The sequence below is a fragment of the Actinomadura sp. NTSP31 genome, from assembly GCF_041951385.1.
Classification (GTDB): Bacteria; Actinomycetota; Actinomycetes; order Streptosporangiales; family Streptosporangiaceae; genus Spirillospora; species Spirillospora napierensis.
The window spans coordinates 429,312-451,233 of record NZ_JBGNUT010000004.1 but is presented as its reverse complement, the minus strand read 5'-3'; the positions used below and the strand labels follow the sequence as shown (position 1 = coordinate 451,233).

General features: G+C 73.5%; 21 protein-coding genes. 13 read left to right on the top strand and 8 right to left on the bottom strand.

Translation table 11 applies throughout. The annotated features are described in order from the left end of the window. Positions 1 to 76 precede the first annotated feature (76 nt). Positions 77 to 1,018, top strand: coding sequence for a cupin domain-containing protein (locus tag ACA514_RS09540; protein ID WP_375040665.1), 942 nt, complete (start codon positions 77 to 79; stop codon positions 1,016 to 1,018). A 64-nt stretch (positions 1,019 to 1,082) separates the two neighbouring features. Here ACA514_RS09540 and ACA514_RS09535 read toward each other — a convergent pair whose 3' ends face one another. From ACA514_RS09535 to ACA514_RS09525, 3 genes are read right to left on the bottom strand one after another with little or no spacing between them, the layout of a single operon-like run. After that, the gene (locus ACA514_RS09535; RefSeq protein ID WP_375040664.1) at positions 1,083 to 3,875 is read right to left on the bottom strand and encodes an alkaline phosphatase family protein; all 2,793 of its coding nucleotides are present in this window, start codon (positions 3,873 to 3,875) and stop codon (positions 1,083 to 1,085) included. Between the two features lie 3 nt (positions 3,876 to 3,878). Beyond that, positions 3,879 to 5,243: an ABC transporter permease gene (locus ACA514_RS09530; protein ID WP_375040663.1), complete on the bottom strand. Its 1,365-nt coding sequence runs from the start codon at positions 5,241 to 5,243 to the stop codon at positions 3,879 to 3,881. Continuing rightward, on the bottom strand, positions 5,240 to 6,202 hold the full coding sequence (locus ACA514_RS09525) for an ABC transporter ATP-binding protein (RefSeq protein WP_375040662.1): 963 nt from the start codon (positions 6,200 to 6,202) through the stop codon (positions 5,240 to 5,242). Before ACA514_RS09525 ends, ACA514_RS09530 begins: the two co-directional genes overlap by 4 nt. A 239-nt stretch (positions 6,203 to 6,441) precedes the next feature. Here ACA514_RS09525 and ACA514_RS09520 point away from each other — a divergent pair, with 239 nt between their 5' ends. Further along, entirely contained in the window at positions 6,442 to 6,819 is a 378-nt protein-coding gene (locus ACA514_RS09520) for a peptidase inhibitor family I36 protein (protein ID WP_375040661.1), read from the top strand. 81 nt (positions 6,820 to 6,900) lie between these two features. Here ACA514_RS09520 and ACA514_RS09515 read toward each other — a convergent pair whose 3' ends face one another. Continuing rightward, positions 6,901 to 8,391: a hypothetical protein gene (locus tag ACA514_RS09515; RefSeq protein ID WP_375040660.1), complete on the bottom strand. Its 1,491-nt coding sequence runs from the start codon at positions 8,389 to 8,391 to the stop codon at positions 6,901 to 6,903. Positions 8,392 to 8,577: 186 nt separating this feature from the next. On the opposite strand from ACA514_RS09515, the gene ACA514_RS09510 reads away from it, so the two are divergent. From ACA514_RS09510 to ACA514_RS09485, 6 genes are all read left to right on the top strand, one after another. Continuing rightward, positions 8,578 to 9,309: a GntR family transcriptional regulator gene (locus ACA514_RS09510; protein ID WP_375040659.1), complete on the top strand. Its 732-nt coding sequence runs from the start codon at positions 8,578 to 8,580 to the stop codon at positions 9,307 to 9,309. Positions 9,310 to 9,417: 108 nt separating this feature from the next. After that, the gene (locus tag ACA514_RS09505) at positions 9,418 to 10,851 is read left to right on the top strand and encodes a PTS ascorbate transporter subunit IIC (protein WP_375040658.1); all 1,434 of its coding nucleotides are present in this window, start codon (positions 9,418 to 9,420) and stop codon (positions 10,849 to 10,851) included. A 25-nt stretch (positions 10,852 to 10,876) separates the two neighbouring features. Next, positions 10,877 to 11,179 (top strand): PTS sugar transporter subunit IIB, encoded by a 303-nt coding sequence (locus ACA514_RS09500; RefSeq protein ID WP_375040657.1) that lies wholly within the window; start codon positions 10,877 to 10,879, stop codon positions 11,177 to 11,179. Next, positions 11,176 to 11,613, top strand: a complete 438-nt coding sequence (locus ACA514_RS09495; protein WP_375040656.1) for a PTS sugar transporter subunit IIA — start codon at positions 11,176 to 11,178, stop codon at positions 11,611 to 11,613. The genes ACA514_RS09500 and ACA514_RS09495 overlap by 4 nt, the downstream gene beginning before the upstream one ends. Continuing rightward, on the top strand, positions 11,606 to 12,349 hold the full coding sequence (locus tag ACA514_RS09490) for a sugar isomerase domain-containing protein (protein ID WP_375040655.1): 744 nt from the start codon (positions 11,606 to 11,608) through the stop codon (positions 12,347 to 12,349). The genes ACA514_RS09495 and ACA514_RS09490 overlap by 8 nt, the downstream gene beginning before the upstream one ends. Before the next feature lie 45 nt (positions 12,350 to 12,394). Next, the gene (locus ACA514_RS09485) at positions 12,395 to 12,625 is read left to right on the top strand and encodes an EF-hand domain-containing protein (RefSeq protein ID WP_375040654.1); all 231 of its coding nucleotides are present in this window, start codon (positions 12,395 to 12,397) and stop codon (positions 12,623 to 12,625) included. A 60-nt stretch (positions 12,626 to 12,685) separates the two neighbouring features. Here the strand turns inward: ACA514_RS09485 and pgi are convergent, their stop codons facing one another. Beyond that, positions 12,686 to 14,317 carry a glucose-6-phosphate isomerase gene (gene pgi, locus ACA514_RS09480; RefSeq protein WP_375040653.1) on the bottom strand — a complete coding sequence of 544 codons (1,632 nt, stop codon included), beginning with the start codon at positions 14,315 to 14,317 and terminating at the stop codon, positions 12,686 to 12,688. 224 nt (positions 14,318 to 14,541) lie between these two features. Between pgi and ACA514_RS09475 the strand changes: the two genes are divergently transcribed. Together ACA514_RS09475 and ACA514_RS09470 are read left to right on the top strand one after the other, a co-directional pair. Then, the gene (locus ACA514_RS09475; RefSeq protein ID WP_375040652.1) at positions 14,542 to 15,348 is read left to right on the top strand and encodes an acyl-CoA thioesterase; all 807 of its coding nucleotides are present in this window, start codon (positions 14,542 to 14,544) and stop codon (positions 15,346 to 15,348) included. A gap of 75 nt (positions 15,349 to 15,423) precedes the next feature. After that, complete coding sequence (locus tag ACA514_RS09470) at positions 15,424 to 15,579, top strand: hypothetical protein (protein WP_375040651.1); 156 nt, start codon at positions 15,424 to 15,426, stop codon at positions 15,577 to 15,579. 21 nt (positions 15,580 to 15,600) lie between these two features. Here the strand turns inward: ACA514_RS09470 and ACA514_RS09465 are convergent, their stop codons facing one another. Next, complete coding sequence (locus ACA514_RS09465; RefSeq protein ID WP_375040650.1) at positions 15,601 to 16,863, bottom strand: MFS transporter; 1,263 nt, start codon at positions 16,861 to 16,863, stop codon at positions 15,601 to 15,603. Between the two features lie 251 nt (positions 16,864 to 17,114). Here ACA514_RS09465 and ACA514_RS09460 point away from each other — a divergent pair, with 251 nt between their 5' ends. Further along, positions 17,115 to 18,491, top strand: a complete 1,377-nt coding sequence (locus ACA514_RS09460; RefSeq protein WP_375040649.1) for an NADP-dependent succinic semialdehyde dehydrogenase — start codon at positions 17,115 to 17,117, stop codon at positions 18,489 to 18,491. Positions 18,492 to 18,526: 35 nt separating this feature from the next. Continuing rightward, positions 18,527 to 19,012 carry a cupin domain-containing protein gene (locus tag ACA514_RS09455; protein ID WP_375040648.1) on the top strand — a complete coding sequence of 162 codons (486 nt, stop codon included), beginning with the start codon at positions 18,527 to 18,529 and terminating at the stop codon, positions 19,010 to 19,012. Between the two features lies 1 nt (position 19,013). Here ACA514_RS09455 and ACA514_RS09450 read toward each other — a convergent pair whose 3' ends face one another. Both ACA514_RS09450 and trxA read right to left on the bottom strand, forming a co-directional pair. Continuing rightward, a complete protein-coding gene (locus tag ACA514_RS09450) occupies positions 19,014 to 20,507 on the bottom strand; it encodes a serine/threonine-protein kinase (protein WP_375040647.1) in 1,494 nt (497 codons plus the stop codon). 123 nt (positions 20,508 to 20,630) lie between these two features. After that, positions 20,631 to 20,996: a thioredoxin gene (gene trxA / locus ACA514_RS09445; RefSeq protein ID WP_375040646.1), complete on the bottom strand. Its 366-nt coding sequence runs from the start codon at positions 20,994 to 20,996 to the stop codon at positions 20,631 to 20,633. Positions 20,997 to 21,108: 112 nt separating this feature from the next. Here trxA and ACA514_RS09440 point away from each other — a divergent pair, with 112 nt between their 5' ends. Continuing rightward, on the top strand, positions 21,109 to 21,912 hold the full coding sequence (locus ACA514_RS09440; RefSeq protein WP_375040645.1) for a BTAD domain-containing putative transcriptional regulator: 804 nt from the start codon (positions 21,109 to 21,111) through the stop codon (positions 21,910 to 21,912). Positions 21,913 to 21,922 lie beyond the last annotated feature (10 nt).

Sequence of the window (21,922 nt, the reverse complement as noted above, 5' to 3'; positions counted from 1 at the left end):
GCCGGGCGCGCCCGTCCGACATCGTTGAGAAGCTCGCCCCCATACGCGAGCGTCCACACGCCTTACGCTGATCGGCATGGACGCCCTGACCGACCTCCTCGACGGCCCCCGCGCACGCGGAGCGTTCATGATCCGCTCGATGCTGAACCCGCCGTGGTCGGTGCGGATCCAGGACGAGGCGCCGCTGACGCTGGTGGCGATGGTCCGCGACGAGGCGTGGATCACGCCCGGCGAAGGCGCGCCCCTGCACGTGCGCACCGGCGACCTGGTCATCTGCCGCGGCCCCGACCCGTACGTGGTGGCGGACGACCCGGCGACCGAGCCGCAGATCGTCATCCACCCGGGCCAGCTCTGCACCACCCCGGACGGGACGAGCCTGTCGGAGGCGATGGACCTCGGCGTGCGCGCCTGGGGCACGGACCCGGACGGCCGGGCGGTGATGCTCGTCGGCACCTACGAGACGCGCGGCGCGGTCACGCAGCGGCTGCTGGCCGCGCTGCCGCCGCTGGCGGTCGTGCGCGGCGACACCTGGCGGTCACCGCTGGTCGGGCTGCTCGACGAGGAGATCGTCAAGGACGAGCCGGGCCAGGAGGTCGTGCTCGACCGGCTGCTGGACCTGCTCCTCATCCAGACGCTGCGCGCCTGGTTCTCCCGGCCGGAGGCCGAGCAGCCCGGCTGGTACCGGGCGCACGGCGACCCGGTCGTCGGCCCGGCGCTGCGGCTGCTGCACGACGACCTGGCGCATCCGTGGACGGTCGCGGACCTGGCCGCCAAGGTCGGCGCCTCCCGGGCCGCGCTCGCGCAGCGCTTCGGCCGGCTGGTCGGCGAGCCGCCGATGGCGTACCTGACCGGCGCCCGGCTGGCGCAGGCCGCCGACCTGCTGCGGGAGAGCGACGCCACGCTCGACGCCGTCGCGCGACAGGTCGGCTACGGCACCGCCTTCGCGCTCAGCACCGCGTTCAAGCGGGAGTACGGGATGAGCCCGCAGGAGTTCCGTTCGGGCGCCGCCACCGCCTGACGCGCCGGGACGCGAGGCGGCCCGCCGGTTTCCCGGCGGGCCGCCTGTGCCGCGCCTGCCCGGATCAGCCGTCGGCGTCCGGCGACGGCAGGTAGCGACCGGGCACCTCGGCCGGCGTGAGGATCTTCTTCTCACCCGGGTACGGCCTGGTGAAGCCGTGGGTCAGGTACCAGGTGTAGTGGTCCATCTGGTCGGGGTTGGCGCGGTCGGGTTGCGGGTTCTGGACGTTCTGGTGCTGCTGCGCGTTCCACGCGTCCCACAGCTTCGCGACGCCCTTCTCCCCCGCCGGCACCGGCGGCGTCGGCGACTGGGCCGGGGCGAGCGACGCCCTGGTCGTCGGGACGGGGTCGTCGCCGCAGGCCGGCGGGGTCTTGACCCCGTAGGTCAGCGGGACACGGTTCTGCACCGCGGTGAACGGCGTGTAGTCGGGGCGCCCGGTGAACGCCGTGGACATCGGGGTGGCGGCGCTGTCCTTCTGGTTCATCGGCCGGACCCCGAGGATCTGCTCGATGGTGCGGATCACCGTGATCTGCGAGTAGTACTGGCTGTCGACCTTGCCGTGGTTGGCGTAGGGGCTGATGACCTGCACCGGTCCGCGCGCCCCGTCGACGTGGTCGACACCGTCCTGGGTGTCGTCCTCGATGACGAAGATGGCGCTGTCCTTCCAGTACCTGCTGTGCGAGATGTGGTCGACGATCCGGCCGACCGCGAGGTCGTTGTCGGCGACCTGGGCGATCGGGTTCGGCGCGCCGCCGGTGTGGTCGCTGGAGAGCCAGAACATGTTGAGGGAGGCCGGGCCCTCGGCGTCGAAGTGGCGCTTCCAGATCTCGTACCGGTAGATGTCCGGGATGTCGGTGTCGAACTTCGGGTAGTCGTGCGCCGTGACGTCGTTCAGCGACGGGATCGGCGAGGACGAGTCGGTCTTGATGGTCGTGTTCTGGCCGGTGGCCGCCATGTTCCTGGCGTCGCAGTAGAACTGCTGCCACGTCGCGCCGGCCGGCTTCGTCTCGAACTGGAGGAACTCGCCGTAGTTCTTGACGCTGCCGCCCGCCGCCTGCACGCCGCTCCAGAGCGTGCCGGAGCGCTGGTGGCCGAGCGCGTCGTCCTCGGTGTCGTAGCTGCGCGTGTACAGGCCCGCGCCCGACTCGGTGTACTCCGGGTTGTCGGACTGCATCAGCCAGTTGTGGCCCTCGGCGGAGTTGGTGCCGACGTCGTAGGTGTTGTCGTAGAGCCCGAACTGCCTGGCCAGGGCGTGCTGGTTCGGTGTCGCGTTCTCGCCGAACTGCGCGAGTGCCGGGTCGCCGTTGCCGCGCTCGTCGTCGCCGAACACCTGGTCGTAGGAGCGGTTCTCCTTGACCAGCAGGAAGACGTGCTTGATGGTCGAGGGGTCGCCGAGGCGGACCGGGACCGGCACGGGCCGCGCCCTGCCACCGGTGCGCAGCCCGGCGAGCGAGGCGGCGTCCCAGCCGTTCTGCTGGAAGACCCGCAGCGTGTAGGCCCGGACGAGGCGGTCGTCCGGCAGCGTGAACCGCAGGAGCGAGCCGGTCGAGTCGTGGGTGTTGTGGCCGGTCGCCGGCGACGTGCCGGCGCCCTTGTCGATGGTGCGGGTGGGGCCGCGCTCGCCGATGCCGCGCAGGTTGGTGACGACCACCTGCCCGCCGACGGTCGTGACGTTCTCGGGGAAGTAGTCCGTCGGCAGCAGGCCGACGTAGCCGACCGGCTCCCTGGTGCTCCTGTACCGGTAGACGGCGATCGCGTTGGCGCGGCCGAGGGTGACCAGCAGGCGGCCGTCGCCGGTGAGGGTGATGCCGTCGGGCTCGTAGCCGACCTTGGCCCCCGGCCACGGCTGGGTCGTGATGGTCTGGACGACGGCGTTCTTCGAGGTGTCGACGACGGAGACGGTGTCGCTGCCGGTGTTGGCGACGAACAGCACCCCGTTCGCGGCGTGCAGCGCGGTCGGGTGCAGGCCCACGTCGATGGATTCGACCGCGGCGCCCGCGTCGGCCGGGTCGATGACGCTCACCGTGCCGGTGGTGGCGGCCCCCGTCTTCGGGTCGGCGGGCACCTGCGTGCCGTAGGAGTTGAGCGTCTGGTCCCCGTCCTTCGCGGGACGCCCGCCCTCGTTGCTGACGTAGAGCCTGCCGCCGGCCAGGGCCAGGTCGCGTGGAGCGTTCCCAACGCTCCAGCTCCGCTTGATCGTCCCGGTGGCCGGGTCCATGGCGACGACGCGGTTCTGGCCGTTGACGGCGGCGTACAGGGTGGCGCCGTCGGCGGAGAACACCGCCTGCGCGGGCAGCGGGTGCTTGGCGCCGTCGTTCGGGATCGTGACGAACGTCGGGGCGCCGACGGTGCCGTCGGCGTTGACCGGGAAGCGGTTGAAGCCGTTGATCTGCGGCATCCAGAGGGTCTTGCCGTCCGGGGAGTACGTCGGCCCCTCCTGCCCGACGTTGTTGTTGGAGATCTTCAGGTCCGCGGCCGCGGAGGTGCCGGCCTGCTGGAGGATCTTGTAGCTCTTCAGGTCGACGATCGTCAGGGCGATCGACCGGTCGGTGGTCAGGGCCGCGAGGTGGCGGCCGTCCGGGCTGACGGTGGAGGAGAGCAGCTTGCCGTTGTCGACGAGCAGCCGGTCGCCCAGCGGCTTGTCGAACTGGTCGCTGGCCAGGAGCGTCCCCAGGCCGGTGGTGTCGCCGACCTGGTGGGTGCCGAACGCGTGCGTCGAGGCGAACGCGACGCCCCCGCCGGTGACGGCGAGAGCGGCGGTTCCGGCCGCGACGACCCGGACCCGGCGGCCGGTGAGCCGGCGGAAGACCCCTGAGCGGGTCTCCGCGGCGCTCCGGCGCCGACGTGTGACGTGCATGGACTAACCCTTCTGAGCACTGGCGGGGCTGGCGAGCAGGTCGACGTTGCCGTCGAACTGCCACAGGGGGTTGGGCGCATCCCCGCTGGAGGTGCGCACCTGGAAGTAGCCGTTCACCTCCTTCGGCCCGTCGCCGTCGGCGACGTACCGCCCGTCCGCGGTGACGTCGAGCTGGTAGATGGCGGTGCCGGCGGAGGTCACGCCCGGCAGGTGCCACGTCACGACGCACCGCCAGTCGTTGCCCGGCCCCGCGTCGGCGACGCGGCCGCCGCCCTTGTCGCAGGACGCGGCGGCCCGCAGCTGCGCCTCGGTGACGGCGGGCCGGTGGAGCTCGCGGGTCTGCAGCCGGTACAGGTGCGCGAACGACGTGGCGAGGGAGTCCTGCAGCTTGGCCCGCTCGATGCCCGACCCCTTCGCCGGGGTCGTCCACGAGACGGCCGCGACCGTGACGACGAGGAGCCCGGCCAGCGGCAGCACCCCCGCCATGACCACGCGTCGCCCCGACCCGTCGTAGGACAGGTCGGTGAAGTCCCTGCGCAGGAACAGCCGGTAGGCCAGCGCGGTGGCGGCGACGGCCCAGGCCAGGCTCACCACGAGGCCGATGAGCAGCGGGCGCGTCTGGGCCGGCTCGGTGAACAGGCCGCGCCAGGCGAGGAACGCCTCGCCCGGCAGGGCCACCCGTACGGCCACCGGCAGCGGGAGCATCTGCGCGAGCTGCAACCCGAGCGCGAGGAGCGCGGGCATCAGCAGCCCCATCGGCGAGCGGCCGAGGGCCACCGAGCCGAGCAGCCCGACCGCCGCGAACGCCAGCGTCGGCACCAGCGCGCAGGCCCAGGCGAGCAGGACCGTGGTGGCCGCGTCCCCGGAGGACAGCAGGTGGCCGTCCAGTCCGGCGAACGGCCCGTCACCGGCCGCGGCGAGGCCGCCGGCGATGCCCGAGGCGGCCAGCCCGGCGACCATCACCAGGATCACGGTCAGGCTGGCGAGGGCCTTCGCCACGAAGATCCGCCGCGGGGAGCGGACCGCGACCAGCAGATGCCGCCAGGTGCCCAGCCGGTCCTCCGCGGCGAAGACGTCGCCGGCGGCCAGGGACGTCAGCAGCGGGAGCGCCCAGGTGCACGAGAAGCCCAGCACCACCAGCGATCCCGCCCAGCCGGACGCGTGCATCCAGCGGCCGAAGACCGTGTCGGCGGGCAGCGAGCTCTGCAGGCTCACCGCGGCCACGAAGGCGGCGGGGGCGACCCAGCACGCCGCGAGCAGCAGCCGGATCCGCCACTGGGAGAGCAGCTTGACCAGCTCGAACCGGTAGGCGCGCGGCAGCGGGGCCGGACGGGCCTCGATCTCGGCGGGTGCGGCGGTCGCGGTCATCGGGGGTCTCCTTCGCCGGTGCGGTCGGTTTCCGCGCCGCTCCCGGTCAGGGCCAGGAACGCGGCCTCCAACGGCGGCACCACGGGCGCCAGCTCGCGGACCGCGACACCCGCCCTCACCAACCGCGCCACCAGGTCGTCGAGGGCCTCCACCGGCCCGCGGACGACGAGGGCGCCGGTGTCCGGCGCCTCACCGGCGCCGTCCGCGGTGCGGAGACCGGGCGTTCGGGAGGCCACCTCGCGGGCGGTGGGCGGGTCCGAGGTCAGCAGCCGGTAGTCGAGCTCGCCGCTCTCGGCGGCGAGCTTGCTCACCGGCCCGGAGAACACCACCCGTCCGGTGGACAGGATGGTGACCTCGGGGCACAGCGCGGCGAGGTCGTCCATCCGATGGCTGGACATGACCACCGCGGCGCCGCCCGCCGCCAGTTCGGTGATGACGCGGTGCACGTGCCGTTTGCCGGCGGGGTCCAGGCCGTTGGCCGGCTCGTCGATGACGAGGAGCCGCGGCTCGGTGAGCAGCGCGGCGGCCAGCCCGAGCCGCTGGCGCATCCCCAGCGAGAAGCCGCGGACCCGGTCGTCCGCGACGTCGGTGAGCCCCACCTGCTCCAGCGCCTCGCCGACGCCGGCGGCGGAGCCGTGCGCGCGCAGCGCGGCGAGGGCGGCGAGGTTCTGCCGCGCGGTGAGCGAGGGGTAGAGCCCGGGCCCGTCCACGAAGCCCGCGACGCCATCGGGGACGGCGAGCGTCCTCCCGACCGGCGCCCCCAGGATCTCCAGGCGGCCGCCGTCCGCGACGGCCAGGCCCAGCAGCAGGCCGAGCAGCGTCGTCTTCCCCGCGCCGTTCGGACCGACCAGGCCGTGCACCCGCCCCCTCTCGACCTCCAGGTCGACGCCGTCGAGCGCGACGACCGCGCCGAACGACTTGGTGATGCCGCGGGCCCGGACCGCCCTGTCTCTGCGCATGCCACTTCCCCACTTCGACGCCGCCGCAGGAACTTAGGGACCGCGGTTTGCGTCGACGGGGCGCGCAGCCGAACAACGGGCGAATGATCACCGACCTGCGGGGGCCGCCGCCGTCACGCCCCGGCCACACCTGCCTCACTCGCGGCCTCGGCACTGGGCAACGACATCCAGCTCCGATTACTGTTCGTGTTCGAATCAGTTCCTGGAGTCACCGGCCGGTGACAGTGAGGCGGTAGAGCGTGCGCGTCGGGACTCGGACCGGGCTGGTCCTCATGATGTCCGCGGTCATGGCGGGATCGTCGATGCCCGCGGTGTCGGCGACGGCGATCGCGGGCTACGACGCCTGCCCGCGCGGCCGCATGTGCATATGGCACGACCAGAACGGCGGCGGAGCCCGCCTGTCCTTCGCGCACAAGGCGCGGGATCTGAGCGAGTTGGAGGGAGGGCTCAACGACCACGTGCTGTCGGCCTGGAACCGCACGGGACGCCGCTGGTGCCTTTACGAGCACGCCCACTACAAGGGCGACAAGCGCGCCGCCGCGCGGGAGCCGCTGGCGGGGTCCAAGGGCAACACGAGCGAGTTCGGCTACAAGATCAGTTCACTGAAGCCCTGCTGACCCGGGTCGCCCGGCGGCGATCGGCCCGGGCCGACGCGAGGGACGCGGCCGCGCCCTCGGGACCGGGGACCCAGTATCCGATCACCAGGCCGGTGAGTCCGGCGGCGGCGACGACGGCGAGGAGCCTGCGGGGACGTGGCATCGGAGTCTCTCCTTCCGAGGCGATGTCCGCCACGGTAGGAGCGGCGTTCGGCCGCAGGGTGAACGCCGAAGAAATGCCCGAACACACCCGGAATGCCGGACGCCCGGTGTGTACAGGCGGATGTCGTCGACCCGCGCCCTGCCCTCGTAGAAGTTCATGTGCGGGTCGCCGATCATGAACCGGTCCGGGTAGGCGGAGCCGGCGGGCCAGGTGTCGTGGTCGACGAGGGTGCCGCCGGGTCCCTTCCATGTCCAGTCGGCGTTGTAGCGGCCGTCGTAGGCGTCGGATCTCTGGTTGTAGTGCCAGATCGGCTCGCCGTCCTGGACGAACTTACGGGTGTACCGGAACGTCGCCCGGCCGACGTGCGCGAAGTCGCCCGACATTTCTATCGTGTACGCGCCGTCGCGGCGCTCTATCGCGAAGGTGTACGGGTTCTCGGGCAGCACTTCTGGCCGCAGGTCGACCGTCGAGACGATCGCGCCGCCCTTGGCGAGACCGCATTCGCTCTGCATCAGGTATTCGGTGCCGGGCATGGCCGGGTAACGGCGGTCGTCGGTCATGAAAATGGCGTTCACGCCGTTTCCCGACCCGGTGGAGTACGGCTCGTACTGCCTCGTGGCGGGGTTGCAGTACTTCAGCCCTGAGCCCGTGTACTTGTACCTGTTGTAGCCGTCCATGGCGACCTTGCGGTGGCCGTGGACGAAGATGTTGTCGTGCGGCGCGACCCGCCGGTAATCCATGATCGACATGTAGTAGAAGCCGTTGGAGTCGGTGCGCGCGTCGGCCCATGCGCATTCGGGTCTGGAGAAGTCGCCGCCCGAGGCCCACGGGAAGACGGTCTTGCAGCCGCCCGGCTCATAGCCGTTGATGCGGCCGTCGGGATGGTCCCACGATCCATTGCGCTCGCCGCCGAAGTCCAGGCCGCGCAGCGTCATCTCGATGCGGTACTCGGCGGGCAGGTCCCGCGTCGAGCGGATGACGACGCCGCCGCGGTAGTCGGGCTCGACGAGGTCAGCGGCGCCGTGCCGCGACGTTAGGGTCGGCGGTCGGTCTGGCCTTCCATCGCCGTCGCCGTCGCGTGCGGCGAGTTCGGCCGTGAGCCAGCCGCCGCGGCCGAACGCGAAAGCCTTGCGGTAGGTACGGACCTTGGCGAGCTGCGTCCGGAACGCCGGGCCGCCCACCGTGGCGAAGTACGCGCCGTCGTTGTCGTACATGTCGACGTCGTACGGGCTGCCGGGGCCGTCGTCGTCAGGCCGCCACGGCACCCGCGCGTCGTCCAGGCGCCGGTCGAACGGCTCCACCGCGACGAGCCGCCAGCCGGGCCGGTCCCCCGGCGGGCCGCCGCTCGCCTCGGCCGCCGCCGCGCCCGCCGTCGCGGACAGGACGAGCGGGATCGTGAACGCCGCGCCTGCGTGAACGAGCCGGTGCATGGTGCCGCCTCCCCCGCCGCGCCATCCGGGCGCGGCGCTCGGCCGGTTTCAGGACGATCTTCGGTGACCGCGGGCCGCGAGCACGCCGACCGCCACGGCAAACATCGACAAAGTGGTATTGACCAGTCGGCATGACGGGACGTAGCGTGTGCCGCGACGGGATCGGCGGCATTGGAGGATGAAGGCGTGCGGTCTGGCGGTGAGAGCCGTAGCGGGAACACGAAGCGGCAGGCGGTCCGCCGCGAGCTACTCGCCATGCTCGGGGATCTGGAGCCCGGTGACGCGCTGCCGTCCGAGCGCCGGCTGGTCGAGGACCTCGGCGTCTCCCGGCCCACGTTACGGCAGGCCGTGGACGGCCTCGTCGCCGAGGGGCTGCTCGAACGGCGGCACGGAAGCGGCACCTACGTGGCCGAACCGCGGCTCGCGGTGCCGCTGACCATGACCTCGTTCACCGAGGACATGATCCGCCGGGGCATGAAGCCGGGGGGCCGCGTGCTGTCGTTCCGCACGGAGACCGCGGGGGCGCGGATCGGCAGGCGGCTCGCCCTTCCGCCGACCGAAGAGGTCTTTACCATTCGGCGGCTGCGGCTGGCGGACGGCGCCACGATGGCGATCGAGACGCTGTTCCTGCCCCGGGCGCTCATGCCCGGCCTGCGCAGGGACGTCCTGGAGAGCCGGTCGTTCTACGACCTGCTGCGCGGCGCCGGCATCGTGATCGCCTCGGGCACCGAGACGATCGAGCCGACCGTCACCACCCCGGAGGAGGCCGCCGACCTGGGCGTCCCGGTGCACACGCCGGCGTTCCTGTTCGAGCGGGTGACGCGGGACGAGGACGGGCGGCCGCTGGAGTACGTCCGGTCCCTCTACCGGGGCGACCGGTACCGGCTCGAGCTCGACCTCCGTCCGCCGTCCCACTGACCGCTCACCCGGCGCGCGTCCGGCACGCGCCCCGGGCACGACCATCCATCAGCGCTGTCGGGGCGCCACAGCGCGCGTTCCACCCTTGAGAAGCGAGGCGACTTCACCATGGGCGTCATCAAGGACATCCTCACGTTCCTGGCGAACAACGTCTTCGGCCAGGTCCCGATCCTGATCGGGCTCATCACGCTCGCCGGGCTCGTCCTGCAGCGCAAGCGGGCCGAGGACGTCGTCGCCGGTGCGCTGCGCGCCACGATCGGCGTCGTGGTCCTGTTCATCGGCGTGGACGTGTTCTCCGGCGGGCTGTCCAGCTTCCAGACGGTGCTGGCCAGCGCGATGGGCACGTCGCCGCCGCACGCCGACCACTCGCTCACCGACTTCCTGTCCAAGCAGGGCGGGACGATCGCGCTGGTGATCACGGTGGCGTTCCTCGTGCACGTGCTGATCGTGCGGCTCTTCCCGGCCGCGCGCTACCTCTACCTGACGGGCCACCTGATGTTCTGGGTCAGCACGGTCACCGTCGCGTCGCTGGTGACGATCGCGCCGGGCGCGGACCAGCTCACGCTGGTGCTGTGCGGGGCCGGTTTCGTCGCGGCCTACTGGACGCTGCAGCCGCTGTGGATGCGGCCGCTGATGCGCCGCGTCATGCCGGACGACCGGTTCGGGTACGCGCACACCAGCTCGCTGGCCTGCCTCATCACCGGGTACGCGGCCCGGCCGCTCGGCAGCCGCGAGAAGCACGACACCGAGAAGCTGACGCTGCCCCGGCAGCTGTCGTTCTTCAAGGACGTCAACATCAGCACCGCGCTGATCATCTCGGTGATCATGCTGGTCGGGGTCGCGTTCGCCGACGACGGCGTGGTGGCCAAGGCCGCCGCCGAGATGGACGCCAAGCTGTCCCCATGGGTGTGGGGGCTGCTGGTCGGGCTGCGGTTCGCGGGCGGCATCGCGATCCTGCTGTACGGGGTCCGGATGTTCCTCGGCGAGATCGTCCCGGCGTTCAAGGGCTTCAGCGACCGGGTCATCCCCGGCACCCGGCCCGCGCTGGACGCGCCGACCGTCTTCCCCGTCGCGCCGACCGCGGTCATGCTCGGGTTCGTGACGTCCACGGTGGTCTTCCTGGTCTGCCTGGCGGTGTCGGCGGCGGCCGGCTGGTTCACCCTCGCCCCGCCCATGATCATGCTGTTCTTCGTCGGCGGCGCGGCCGGGCTGTTCGGCAACGTGGTGGCGGGCTGGCGCGGCGCCCTGCTCGGCGGCGTGGTGTCCGGCCTGATCCTCGCGGTCGGCCAGGGCTTCACCTGGGGCCTGTACGAGCGGACGGCACCGGAGCTGTCCACCCTCGCCGACCCGGACTGGTACGCGATCGGCTGGCTGCTGAAGGCGACCGACCCGGTCATCGGCAAGGGCTCGGTCTGGCTGGTGCCGATCGTCGCGCTCGCCGCGACCGTGGCCACCCTGGTCCTGCTCGGCCGCGCCGAACGGCGCCGCGCCGTCGCCGAGGACGAGCCCGCGGCCGCCGGCACGGCGACCGCGCAGGCCTGAACGACTCACAACGGAGGGAACCGACATGGCACTGGACAGGCGGCTGGAGGTCCTCGCGGTATGCGGGGTCGGGATGGGCTCCAGCCTGATGCTGAAGATGACCGCCGAGGACGCGCTGAGCTCGCTCGGCGTGGACGCCCGGGTGGAGAACACCGACGTGTCGTCCGCGCGGGGCATGTCCCCGGACGTGGTGATCGGGCAGGGCATGCACACCGGGGAGGTCGCCGACCTCGCGCCCGTCGTCATCACCATCAGCGACTTCCTCGACAAGGACGGCCTGGCCGCGCAGCTGAAGGAGCGGCTGACCGAGCAGGGGTGGCTGCCGTGACGGTCATCGCCGCGAACGACGACGTCGCCGCGCGGGACTGGCGCGAGGCCGTCCGCGAGGCCGCCTCCGCCCTGGTCGCCGCGGGCGCCGCGGGCGAGGGCTATCCGGCCGCGTGCGAGCGGGTGGTCGAGGAGAACGGCCCGTACATCGTGCTCACCAAGGGCCTGGCGCTCGTCCACGCCCGTCCCGAGGACGGCGGCCTGGCCGTCGGCGTCGGCGTGACCCGGCTGGCCGCGCCGGTGGAGTTCGGGCATCCCGACAACGACCCGGTCGACCTGCTGCTGGCGTTCTGCACCCCCGACCCGGACGCGCACGTCGGCACGCTCGCCGCGCTGGCCCGGTCGCTGTCCGGCGGGCTGGCCGACCGGCTGCGCGCCGCGCCCGGCCGGGAGGATCTGGCCGGCGCCCTGAAGGAGGCCGTGCCCGATGCGTGACGCCGCCGGGCAGCGGCTCCCCGGCCGGGTGCGGGCCCTGCTCGACGATCTCGACGCCGCGTCCGGGGAGGCGATCGGCGCGGCGGCCGCGCTGCTGCTCGACGCGGTCCAGGCGGGCGGGATCGTGCACGTCGCCGGGGCCGGGCACTCGCTGGTGATGGTGTGCGAGACGTTCTACCGGGCCGGCGGGCTCGCCGCGGTCCGCCCGATCTGGGCGCCGGACGTGCTCCCGCTGGACGACGCCGTGCGCAGCACCCGCGCCGAGCGGCGCACCGGCGTCGGCCGCGCCGTCGTCAAGGAGGCCGCGCCCGCCCCGCCGGACGTCGCGGTGGTGTTCTCCACCAGCGGCAGCAACCCGTACCCGGTGGAGATCGCCGAGGAGTGCGCGGGCCGCGACGTCCCGGTGGTCGCCGTGACCTCGGCGCGCGCCGCGAGCGGCGCCGCCGCCCGGGCCGCGACGACGCTCGCCGACCACGCCGCCATCGTGGTCGACACCCGGGTGCCGCCCGGCGACGTCCTGCACCCGCCGGACGCGCCGCGGACCGCCGCGGTCTCCACGATCCTGGCCGCCTACGCCTGGTCGCGGATCCTCGCCGACCTGGACGACCTCGCCGCCGCGCGCGGCGTCGAGCCGCCCCGGTGGACGAGCGCGAACGTGCCGGGCGGCGACGAGGCGAACACCGCGCTCATCGCCCGCTACCGGCACCGCGTCCCCGAGCTGACCGGCGGCGAGTGACCGGCGTCTATGATGCGGGGCGTATCGGACCAGTTGAGGAGTGAGATGACCACCAGGCCGACCGAGGACGATCTTCTCTCCGTGTTCACGCGGGCGGACCTCGGCAACGACGAGCGGCTCGACCTGATGGAGTTCACGCTCGTCCTGGAGCACCTCGGGCTGTCGTGGACGCGCGCCGAGACGCAGGACCGGTTCGAGAGGGCCGACGCCAACCTCGACGGGTTCATCTCCTACGCCGAGTACCGGGCGATCCTGGAGGAGCAGGGCTGGGTCTGACCGGCCGCATCACGCAACGGGCCCGCCGGCCGCGCCGGCGGGCCCGCTGCGTTCGGCGGGTCAGACCCGGCGTCCGCGCAGCTCGCGGTACCGGCGGACGAGCGCGGCCGTGGACGCGTCCGGCGCGTCCGAGGGCGGCTCCTCCGAGGTCAGCGCGGGCGCGAGGTCCTGCGCCATGACCTTGCCGAGCTCCACGCCCCACTGGTCGAAGGAGTCGATGCCCCAGATCGTCCCCTCGACGAACACGATGTGCTCGTAGAGGGCGACCAGCTCGCCGAGCGTCTTCGGGGTCAGCTTCGGCACCAGGATCGTGCTGGTCGGCCGGTTGCCCGGCATCACCTTGTGCGGCACGACCGCGGCCGGGGTCCCCTCGGCGGCGATCTCGTCGGCGGTCTTACCGAACGCCAGCGCGGAGGTCTGCGCGAGCAGGTTCGCGGTGAGCAGGTCGTGCATGCCGGCCCGGTCCTCGAATGGCTCGGCGAACCCGATGAAGTCGGCCGGGACCAACCGGGTGCCCTGGTGCAGCAGCTGGTAGAAGGCGTGCTGGCCGTTGGTGCCGGGCTCGCCCCAGAAGATCTCGCCGGTCTGCGCCACGACCGGCGCCCCGTCGGCCCGCACCGACTTGCCGTTGGACTCCATCGTCAGCTGCTGCAGGTAGGCGGGGAAGCGCGACAGCCGCTGGCTGTAGGGCAGCACGGCGCGGGTCTGCGCGCCGAAGAAGTCGGTGTACCAGACGCCGAGCAGGCCCATCAGCACCGGCATGTTCGCCTCGAACGGCGCGGTGCGGAAGTGCTCGTCGACCTCCCGGAAACCGGCCAGCATCTCGCGGAACGCCTCGCCGCCGATCGCGACCATCAGCGACAGCCCGATCGCGCCGTCGAAGGAGTAGCGGCCGCCGACCCAGTCCCAGAACCCGAACATGTTCTCGGTGTCGATGCCGAAGTCCGCAACCCGCTCGGCGTTGGTCGACACCGCGACGAAGTGCCGCGAGACGGCCTTGTCGTCGCCGAGGCCGTCGACCAGCCACTGCCGCGCGACCTTGGCGTTGGTGAGCGTCTCGAGCGTGCCGAACGTCTTGGAGCTGATGACGAACAGTGTCTGCTCGGGATCCAGCCCGGCGAGCTTGCCGACGATGTCGGCCGGATCGATGTTGGAGACGAACCGGCACGAGATCCCGGCGTCCACGTAGTCGTGCAGCGCCTCGTACGCCATCGCGGGCCCGAGGTCGGACCCGCCGATGCCGATGTTGACGACGGTGGTGATCCGCTTGCCGGTGAAGCCCGTCCACTCCCCGGACCGGACGCGCTCGGCGAACCGCGACATCTTGTCCAGGACGGCGTGCACGTCGGCGGCGACGTCCTGGCCGTCCACCGCCAGCGCCTCTCCCGGCGGCAGCCGCAGCGCGGTGTGCAGGACGGCACGGTCCTCGCTGACGTTGATGTGCTCCCCCGAGAACATCGCGGCGATCCGGTCGCGCAGCCCCGCCCGCTCCGCCAGCGCCACCAGCAGCCGCAGCGTCTCGCCGGTCACGCGGTGCTTGGAGTAGTCCAGGCAGAGGTCCGCGGCGGTCACGGTCATGCGCTCGACGCGCCCCGGATCCTCGGCGAACAGCTCGCGCAGATGCCGGCCGGCCAGCTCCGCCTGGTGCTCGGCCAGCGCCGTCCATTCCGGCGCCTCGGTGATATCAGCCATTGCCTCTCTCATCTCCTCGGCGGGGCCGGCCGGGCGCCGTCGGCCCCCGGGGCGCCGCGCCGTCCCCCACGGCGATCATAGGTCGGCGGCGCGCGGCGCTCGCAACGCTCTCCCCGACCGGGGAGTGTTCACACCCGGATGACTGGTTCCTCCCAGTGCGCGGATAGGGTCGGCGCGGACGAGCCGTCCGCGGCGGCGGCTCCCGGACCGGCTCTGGAGGGTTCATGGGCGAGGCCCCCTGGGACATCGCGCGGCTGCTGGAACTGACGGCGCTCGGCGACGACGCCTTCCTCGCGGACTCCCCCTCGGTGGGGCGGCCGCGGCTGTTCGGCGGGCAGGTCGCCGGGCAGGCGCTGCTCGCGGCCTGCCGCACCGCCGGCGGGCGTCCCCCGCATTCGCTGCACGCCTACTTCATCCGGCCGGGCACGCCGGAGGAGCCGCTGCGGTTCGACGTCGCGCGCACCCGTGACGGCCGCTCGTTCTCCACCCGGCACGTCACCGCGGCGCAGGGCGGCAAGCCGATCCTGGAGCTGATCGCCTCGTTCCACGAGCCGGAGGACGGCTTCGACTGGCAGCCGCCGGGCCCGCCGGCGACGCCGTCCCCGGAGAGCCTGCCGGAGCCGACGCTGCCGGCGTTCTTCCGGCACCCCACCGGGTTCGAGATCCGGGTGGTGGACCCACCCGGCGAGGGCGAGTTCCCCATGCCGCACCCGTTCTGGATCCGCGCCACCCGGCCGATCGGCGACGATCCGGCCCTGCACGCGTGCCTGCTGGCCTACCTGTCGGACATGGGCGTGGTGAGCAGCGCCCGCGCGCCCGGCTCCCCCAGGCGCCTCGTGACCGCCGTCACCCTGGACCACGCGATGTGGTTCCACCGCCCGCCGCGCGTGGACCAGTGGCTGCTCTACTCGGTGGATCCGGTCACCAACCACGGCGCGCGGGGCCTCGCCCGCGGAACGCTCCACACGGCCGACGGCACGCTGGTCGCCTCGATCGCCCAGGAAGCCCTCCTGCGCCCCGCCACCGACTGAACGAAACCCCCTGGGCGCCACGGGCCGCCCGCGAGGGCGGTCGGCTCGCGGCGCGGCGATGACCCGGTGCCGCGCATGCTGGACCTCGTCCACGAGGTCGCCGGAGAGCGGACGGTCGAGCTGAACCCGCACTTCACCGCGCACCGTCCGGCGGACGCCTCGCCGGGCGAATGGGAGTCCGTGCTCCGCGTCGCCGCGGGCCTGCGCGTCCGGTTGGCGGGGGCGGGGTGAGGGCGCCCGGCGGGGGGCGGGTCAGGCTTCGGCCGGGGTCAGGGCGGTGAGCGGGTCGGTGGTCAGGGCCGGGGCGGTGCGGGTGCGGCGGAGGCGGGCCAGGGCGTAGGCGGCGGCGAGCGCGGCGGCCAGGCAGACGGTGCCGGCCAGCACGAGCGCGGCGCGGGGGCCGACGGTGTCGCAGAGCACGCCGAGCGCGGGGCCGCCGACCGCGCCGGACGCGGCGCCGACCATGCCCTGCGCGGCGATGACGCGGCCGCGCAGGTGGCCGGGGCTGTCCAGCTGGACGCGGGTGGCGACGGTGGTGTCCAGGACGACGGCGCCGGCGGCGATCGGCAGCATCGCGGCGCCGAACAGCGCCAGGTTCGGCGCGCCGCCGCTGAGCAGCTGGCCGACGGAGCAGATCGTCGCCGTGATCAGCAGCAGCCGGAGCGGGAGCCGGGCGCGGGACGCGGCGTACACGCCGCCGACGACGGTCCCGACGGCGAAGAGCACCGACAGCGCGCCGTAGCCGCCGGCGCCGCCGTGCAGCGGCCCCTGGCTCATCGCCGCCATCGTCACCTGGTAGTTGCGGCCGAGGCTGCCGAGGGCGAAGGCGAGGCCGAACATGACCAGCAGCCGCGGGTTGCCGAGCACGTAGCGGAACCCGGCGGCGATGCCCCGCTCCCCCGGCTTCGCGGGCGGCAGGACGTGCAGCTCCTTGGGGCGCATCAGCGCGATGGCCAGCAGGACGCCGAGGAAGCTCACCGCGTTGGCGGCGAACGCGCCGGGCACCCCGGCCAGCGGGATGATCACGCCGGCGAGGCTCATGCCGAGGATGCGGCCGCCGGAGCTGAGCACCGAGCCGAGCGCGAGGCCGTTGGACAGGTCGTCGGGGCCGACGACCTCGGCGCCGAAGCGGCCGAGCGCGGGCGAGCTCATCGCGGTGACCAGGCCGGACGCCAGCGAGATCGCGTACAGGCCGCCGGTGCCGGACGGGTCGCCCGCCGCGATCAGCGCGAGCACGGTGGACAGCACTGCCTGCACGGCCTGGCCGGCCGCCACCACGTACCGGGCGGGGAGCCGGTCGGCGATCACACCGCCCCACGGGCCGAGCAGCATGGTGGGCAGCGCCTGCAGCACGAGGCCCAGCCCGACGCTGGTGGCCGAGTGGGTGATGGACAGGATGAGCCAGTTCATCGCCAGGACCTGCATCCACGTCCCGGTGATCGAGACGAAGTCCGCGGTGGCCCACAGCCGGTAGTTGTGATGGCGCAGCGAGCGCAGCATCACGGGGATCGCCAAAACCTTCTCCCTTTTAAAGGCAGTACCAAACCGGGTTAAACGCCATCCGCGCGCTGGAACGTTCCGGTCAAGGGAGGTGTATGACGCATGTCACGTTTAAGCAGGTCAGAACCGGGTCGGCGGTCGTTGGCCCGCAGCCCCGGCCCCACCGGCGCTGCGGGGCGGTCGGCCGGTCCGCGGGCGTGTTTCCCGGGGGGCGGCTCGGGCACGTCCCGGGGGAACTCAGGCGGAGACCCAGGGAGCTTCCGGACATGACCACGATCGCCACCACCAATCCCGCCACGGGGGAAGTGGAGAAGACCTTCGACGAGCTGGCCGACGAGGAGATCGACCGGCGCATCGGACGGGCCGCCGAAACGTTCGCCGAGTACCGCACGACCGGCCTCGGGCTCCGCGCGGAGTGGATGAACGCGGCCGCCGGCATCCTGGACGCCGAGGCGGAGCAGATCGGCGCGATGCTCACCACCGAGATGGGCAAGACCCTCAAAGCCGCGATCGCGGAGGCGCAGAAGTGCGCCAAGGCCTGCCGCTACTACGCCGCGCACGCGGCGGAGTTCCTCGCCGACCGTCCCGCCGACTCCGAGGCGGTGGGGGCGCGGGACGCCTACGTCCGTTACCAGCCGCTCGGGCCGGTGCTGGCCGTGATGCCGTGGAACTTCCCGCTGTGGCAGGTGATCCGCTTCGCCGCCCCGGGGCTGATGGCGGGCAACGTGGGCCTGCTGAAGCACTCGTCGAACGTGCCGCAGACCGCGCTGTTCCTGGAGGACCTGTTCCGCCGCGCCGGGTTCCCCGAAGGCGCGTTCCAGACGCTGCTGATCGGCTCGTCGAAGGTCGAGCGGGTGCTGCGCGACCCGCGCGTGAAGGCCGCCACGCTGACCGGCAGCGAGCCCGCCGGACGGTCCGTCGCCGCCATCGCGGGCGACGAGATCAAGCCGACGGTGCTGGAGCTCGGCGGCAGCGACCCCTTCGTCGTCATGCCGTCGGCCGACATCGGGGCCGCCGCGAAGACCGCGGCGACCTCCCGCTGCCTGAACAACGGGCAGAGCTGCATCTCCGCCAAGCGGTTCATCGTCGACCACGGATGCGCGGACGAGTTCGAGCGGCTGTTCGTGGAGAACATGCGCGCGCTGAGGGTGGGCGACCCGATGGACGAGGCGACCGACGTCGGCCCGCTGGTCAGCGAGCAGGGCCGCGCCGACGTCGAGGAGCTGGTGGCGGACGCGGTGGGCAAGGGCGCGGCCGTGCTGTGCGGCGGCGAGCGCCCGGACCGTCCCGGCTGGTACTACCCGCCGACCGTGATCGGCGGGGTGACGCGCGACATGCGGATGTTCCACGAGGAGGTCTTCGGGCCGGTGGCGTCGCTGTTCCGGGTGGACGGCCCGGACGAGGCGATCGAGCTGGCCAACGCCACCGGTTTCGGCCTCGGGTCCAACGCCTGGACGCGGGACCCGGGCGAGCGGGAGCGGTTCGTCCGCGAGCTGGACGCGGGGCAGGTCTTCATCAACGGCATGACCACCTCGTATCCGGAGCTGCCGTTCGGCGGCGTCAAGCGGTCCGGGTACGGGCGCGAGCTGTCCGCGCAGGGCATGCACGCGTTCTGCAACGCCAAGACCGTCTGGGCCGCATGATCGTCCCGGGCTAGGCTGGCTCCGGAGGTGGCGCGATGACGCGGATGGAGCCGGGCGCGGTGGTGGTGCGCGGGAACGAGGCCGAGACGATCGGGGACGTCCCGGCGGCGGTGCGGCTGCTCGCCGATTCCAGCAGCACCGGCGGGGCGCTCAGCACCCAGCGGGTGACGCTGGCGCCCGGCGGGAACGGGGCGACGCCGCACTACCACGCCGGGTCGACCGAGCTGTTCTACATGCTGGGCGGCACCGCGCAGATCCTGTCGGGCGAGCAGGTCCTGGAGGCCGGCGAGGGCGACCTCGTCGTGGTGCCGCCGGGGCTGGCGCACGCGTTCGCCGCCAAGCCCGGCAGCACCGCCGACCTGCTGATCGTCATCACGCCGGGGGTGGAGCGGTTCGACTACTTCCGGCTGCTCGGCCGCCTCGGCAAGGGCGAGGCGACGCTGGACGAGCTGCTGGAGTCGCAGGAGCGGTTCGACAACCACTTCCTCGACAGCCCCGAGTGGACGAAGGCCCGCTCCTGACTCAGGGGACGACCCGGAACGTCGTGCGGACCGGAACGCCCCCGGCGTCGGCGGCGAAGGTGTGCGCGCCGAGCGGCAGCGGGCCCGCGACGAACTCGTGGGCCTGGTTCACCGCGTAGTTGAAGGTGCCCATGTGGTCGACGACCGGGCCGGGACGGCGGCCGAAGCCGTCCAGGCTCACCCGGACCCGCTGCCCCGGCCGCCAGCCCGTCCCGTGCACCACGAAGACCGTGACGCCGTCGCCCTGCGGCTGGTTGACCACGATCCGCGGCGCCCCGGTGGGGCGGTCGCCGGTGCCGCCCAGCGGGACCGGCGGTTCCGCCGCCCTCTCCGCGGGCGGCCGTCCTCCGCCCGGGTCGGTCCCCGCGGGGTCGCCGCCGGACCAGAACGTCCGGGCCAGCAGCGCGCCCACGCCGATCAGCACGATCGCGGCCGCCGAGGCGACGGTGTTGCGCGGCTCGCGGAAGAAGGTCCGCGCCGACGAGATCGAGGACCGTCCGTCCCGCACGCCCGCGATGACCACCGGCGGACGCTCCGGCACGGGCACGGGGGCCTCGGGCACGGGGCTCTCCGGCTCCGGTCCGCCGACGGGGAGCCGCGGGCCCTCCGCGTAGTCCCTGACCAGGCCCAGCGCCGTCCCGGACAGGCCGGCTCCGGCCCGCCCGTGGCGCAGGTACCCGGACACGGACGCCAGCACGTCGCCGGGTGACGGCCGCCGTCCGGGGTCGCGGGCCAGGCAGCCGCGCACCAGCGTCTCCAGCTCGACGGCGAGCCCCGAAAAATCCGGGGGCAGGGTGGCGAGCTGCGCCATCAGCTCCAGCGCGCCCTCGCCCCGGTAGGGGCCGTGCCCCGTCGCCGCGTACAGCAGGGTCGCGCCCAGCGCGTAGACGTCGCTCGCGGCCGTCACGACGCGCGACCCCTGCGCCTGCTCGGGCGCCATGAACGCGGGAGTGCCGATCGCGACGCGGCTGAGCGTCACCCGGGCCCGCTCCCGCGCGTGCGCCAGGCCGAAGTCGATCACGCGCGGCCCGTCCGCGCACACCAGCACGTTGGACGGCTTGAGATCGCGGTGGACGAGACCCGCCGCGTGGATCGACTCGAGCGCCTCGGCGCAGCCGCCCGCCAGCCACCGCACCGCCGCGACGGGCAGCGGCCCCGCCTCCGCGACCAGCAGCTCGAGCGAGGGCGCCGGGACGTACGCCGTCGCCAGCCAGGGCACATCGGCGTCCGGGTCGGCGTTCACGACCGACGCGGTGTAGACCCCGCTGACCCGCCGCGCCGCCGCGGCCTCGTGCGCGAACCGGGTGCGGAAGTCGGCCTCGCGGGCCAGCTCGGCCCGGACGGTCTTGACCGCGACGAGCCGTCCCGCCGCGGAGCAGCCCAGGTAGACGCGGCCCATCGAGCCCGCCCCGAGCCGGCCGAGGAGCGTGTACGGTCCCGTGACGGCGGGGTCGCCCGTCTCCAGAGGGCCGAGCGGCGCGTCGCGCCTCACCATGTCGCCTCCCCCGGACACCTGCCTCACATGGTGCACAACGCGGGCCGCCGGTGGCCGCCGGTGGCGCGAAGCGTCCGATGGCGGCCAGTCGGCGGGCCCGCCGGGGCGGGCGCCGGGGCTGGGTCAGGCGCTCTTGTGGGCCTCCGCCTCGCGCCGCACCTCGTCCATGTCGAGGGCGCGGGCCTGCGCGATGAGGTCCTCGAGGGCGTCCTCGGGCAGCGCGCCCGGCTGGGAGTACAGCACCACCCGGTCCCGGACGACCATCAGCGTCGGGATCGAGCTGATCTCGAAGGCCGCCGCGAGGTCCTGCTCGGCCTCGGTGTCGACCTTGGTGAACGCGACGTCGGGGTGCCGCTCGGAGACCCGCTCGTACACCGGCGCGAACTGGCGGCAGGGCCCGCACCAGGACGCCCAGAAGTCGACCAGGACCATGCCGTCGCCGCCGACCGTCTCGTCGAACGTCTCGCGTGTCAGGGCCTTCGTTGCCATCACCGTTCTCCTCTCAGGGGCCTTACCGCTACGGCAACACCGGCCCGGGCGGCGCGATTCCCCGCGGACGCGTGGGCTGCTGGCGGCGCTGTTGTGCGGCGCGAACCGGCCCGTGGCGCTGGAGACGCTGGTGGACGCCCTGTGGGGCGAGAAGCCGCCGAAGTCGGCGACCAAGAACATCCAGTCCTACGTGCACCGGCTGCGCCGCACGCTCGGTGACCCGAACCGGATCGTGCGGACGGGGCCGGGCTACCTGCTGCGGGTGCGGCCCGGCGAGCTGGACGCGCACGGCTTCGAGCGGCTCGCCCGGGAGGGCGGCGCGGCGGCGCGCGCGGGCGGCGACGCCCGCGCGGCCCGGCTGCTGCGGCGGGCCGCCGCGGCCTGGCGCGGTGAGGACGCCTACGCCGGCGTCCCGGACGTGCCGCTGGTGCGGGCCGAGGCGCAGCGCCTCGCCGAGGCCCGGTTCGCGGCGCTGCGCGACCGGATCGACGCGGAGTTGCGGCTCGGCCGGCACGCGGCGCTGGTGCCGGAGCTGTCGGCGCTGGCGGCACGGCATCCGCTGCGCGAGGAGCTGTGGGCGCGGCTGATGACGGCGCTGTACCGGTCCGGGCGGCAGGCCGACGCGCTGCGCGCCTTCGGGAACGCGCGGCGCGTCCTGGCCGAGGAGGCCGGCCTGGACCCCGGCCCGGACCTGCGCGAACTGCAGCGGGCGATCCTGGCGGCCGACCCCGCGCTGGCCCCGCCGGTGCGCCCGGCCGAGATCCTCGACCGGTTCATGCGCGCGCTGGACGCCGACCTGCCGGCCGAGGACGCCGAGAAGGACGCGCTGTGCCACAGCATCCTCGCCGGCCGCCGCCTCATCGCCGCGCTGGACGACGCGGCCGGCGAGCTGCTGCGCGCGCTCGACGCCCGGTGACGGGGCCCGG

Excerpts from the sequence above, each read along its gene's own strand:
- ACA514_RS09540 (WP_375040665.1), top strand. The coding sequence starts at position 77 with ATGGACGCCCTGACCGACCTCCTCGACGGCCCCCGCGCACGCGGAGCG.
- ACA514_RS09535 (WP_375040664.1), bottom strand. The coding sequence starts at position 3,875 with ATGCACGTCACACGTCGGCGCCGGAGCGCCGCGGAGACCCGCTCAGGG.
- ACA514_RS09530 (WP_375040663.1), bottom strand. The coding sequence starts at position 5,243 with ATGACCGCGACCGCCGCACCCGCCGAGATCGAGGCCCGTCCGGCCCCG.
- ACA514_RS09525 (WP_375040662.1), bottom strand. The coding sequence starts at position 6,202 with ATGCGCAGAGACAGGGCGGTCCGGGCCCGCGGCATCACCAAGTCGTTC.
- ACA514_RS09515 (WP_375040660.1), bottom strand. The coding sequence starts at position 8,391 with ATGCACCGGCTCGTTCACGCAGGCGCGGCGTTCACGATCCCGCTCGTC.
- ACA514_RS09505 (WP_375040658.1), top strand. The coding sequence starts at position 9,418 with ATGGGCGTCATCAAGGACATCCTCACGTTCCTGGCGAACAACGTCTTC.
- ACA514_RS09500 (WP_375040657.1), top strand. The coding sequence starts at position 10,877 with ATGGCACTGGACAGGCGGCTGGAGGTCCTCGCGGTATGCGGGGTCGGG.
- ACA514_RS09490 (WP_375040655.1), top strand. The coding sequence starts at position 11,606 with ATGCGTGACGCCGCCGGGCAGCGGCTCCCCGGCCGGGTGCGGGCCCTG.
- ACA514_RS09485 (WP_375040654.1), top strand. The coding sequence starts at position 12,395 with ATGACCACCAGGCCGACCGAGGACGATCTTCTCTCCGTGTTCACGCGG.
- pgi (WP_375040653.1), bottom strand. The coding sequence starts at position 14,317 with ATGGCTGATATCACCGAGGCGCCGGAATGGACGGCGCTGGCCGAGCAC.
- ACA514_RS09475 (WP_375040652.1), top strand. The coding sequence starts at position 14,542 with ATGGGCGAGGCCCCCTGGGACATCGCGCGGCTGCTGGAACTGACGGCG.
- ACA514_RS09470 (WP_375040651.1), top strand. The coding sequence starts at position 15,424 with ATGCTGGACCTCGTCCACGAGGTCGCCGGAGAGCGGACGGTCGAGCTG.
- ACA514_RS09460 (WP_375040649.1), top strand. The coding sequence starts at position 17,115 with ATGACCACGATCGCCACCACCAATCCCGCCACGGGGGAAGTGGAGAAG.
- ACA514_RS09455 (WP_375040648.1), top strand. The coding sequence starts at position 18,527 with ATGACGCGGATGGAGCCGGGCGCGGTGGTGGTGCGCGGGAACGAGGCC.
- ACA514_RS09450 (WP_375040647.1), bottom strand. The coding sequence starts at position 20,507 with ATGGTGAGGCGCGACGCGCCGCTCGGCCCTCTGGAGACGGGCGACCCC.
- trxA (WP_375040646.1), bottom strand. The coding sequence starts at position 20,996 with ATGGCAACGAAGGCCCTGACACGCGAGACGTTCGACGAGACGGTCGGC.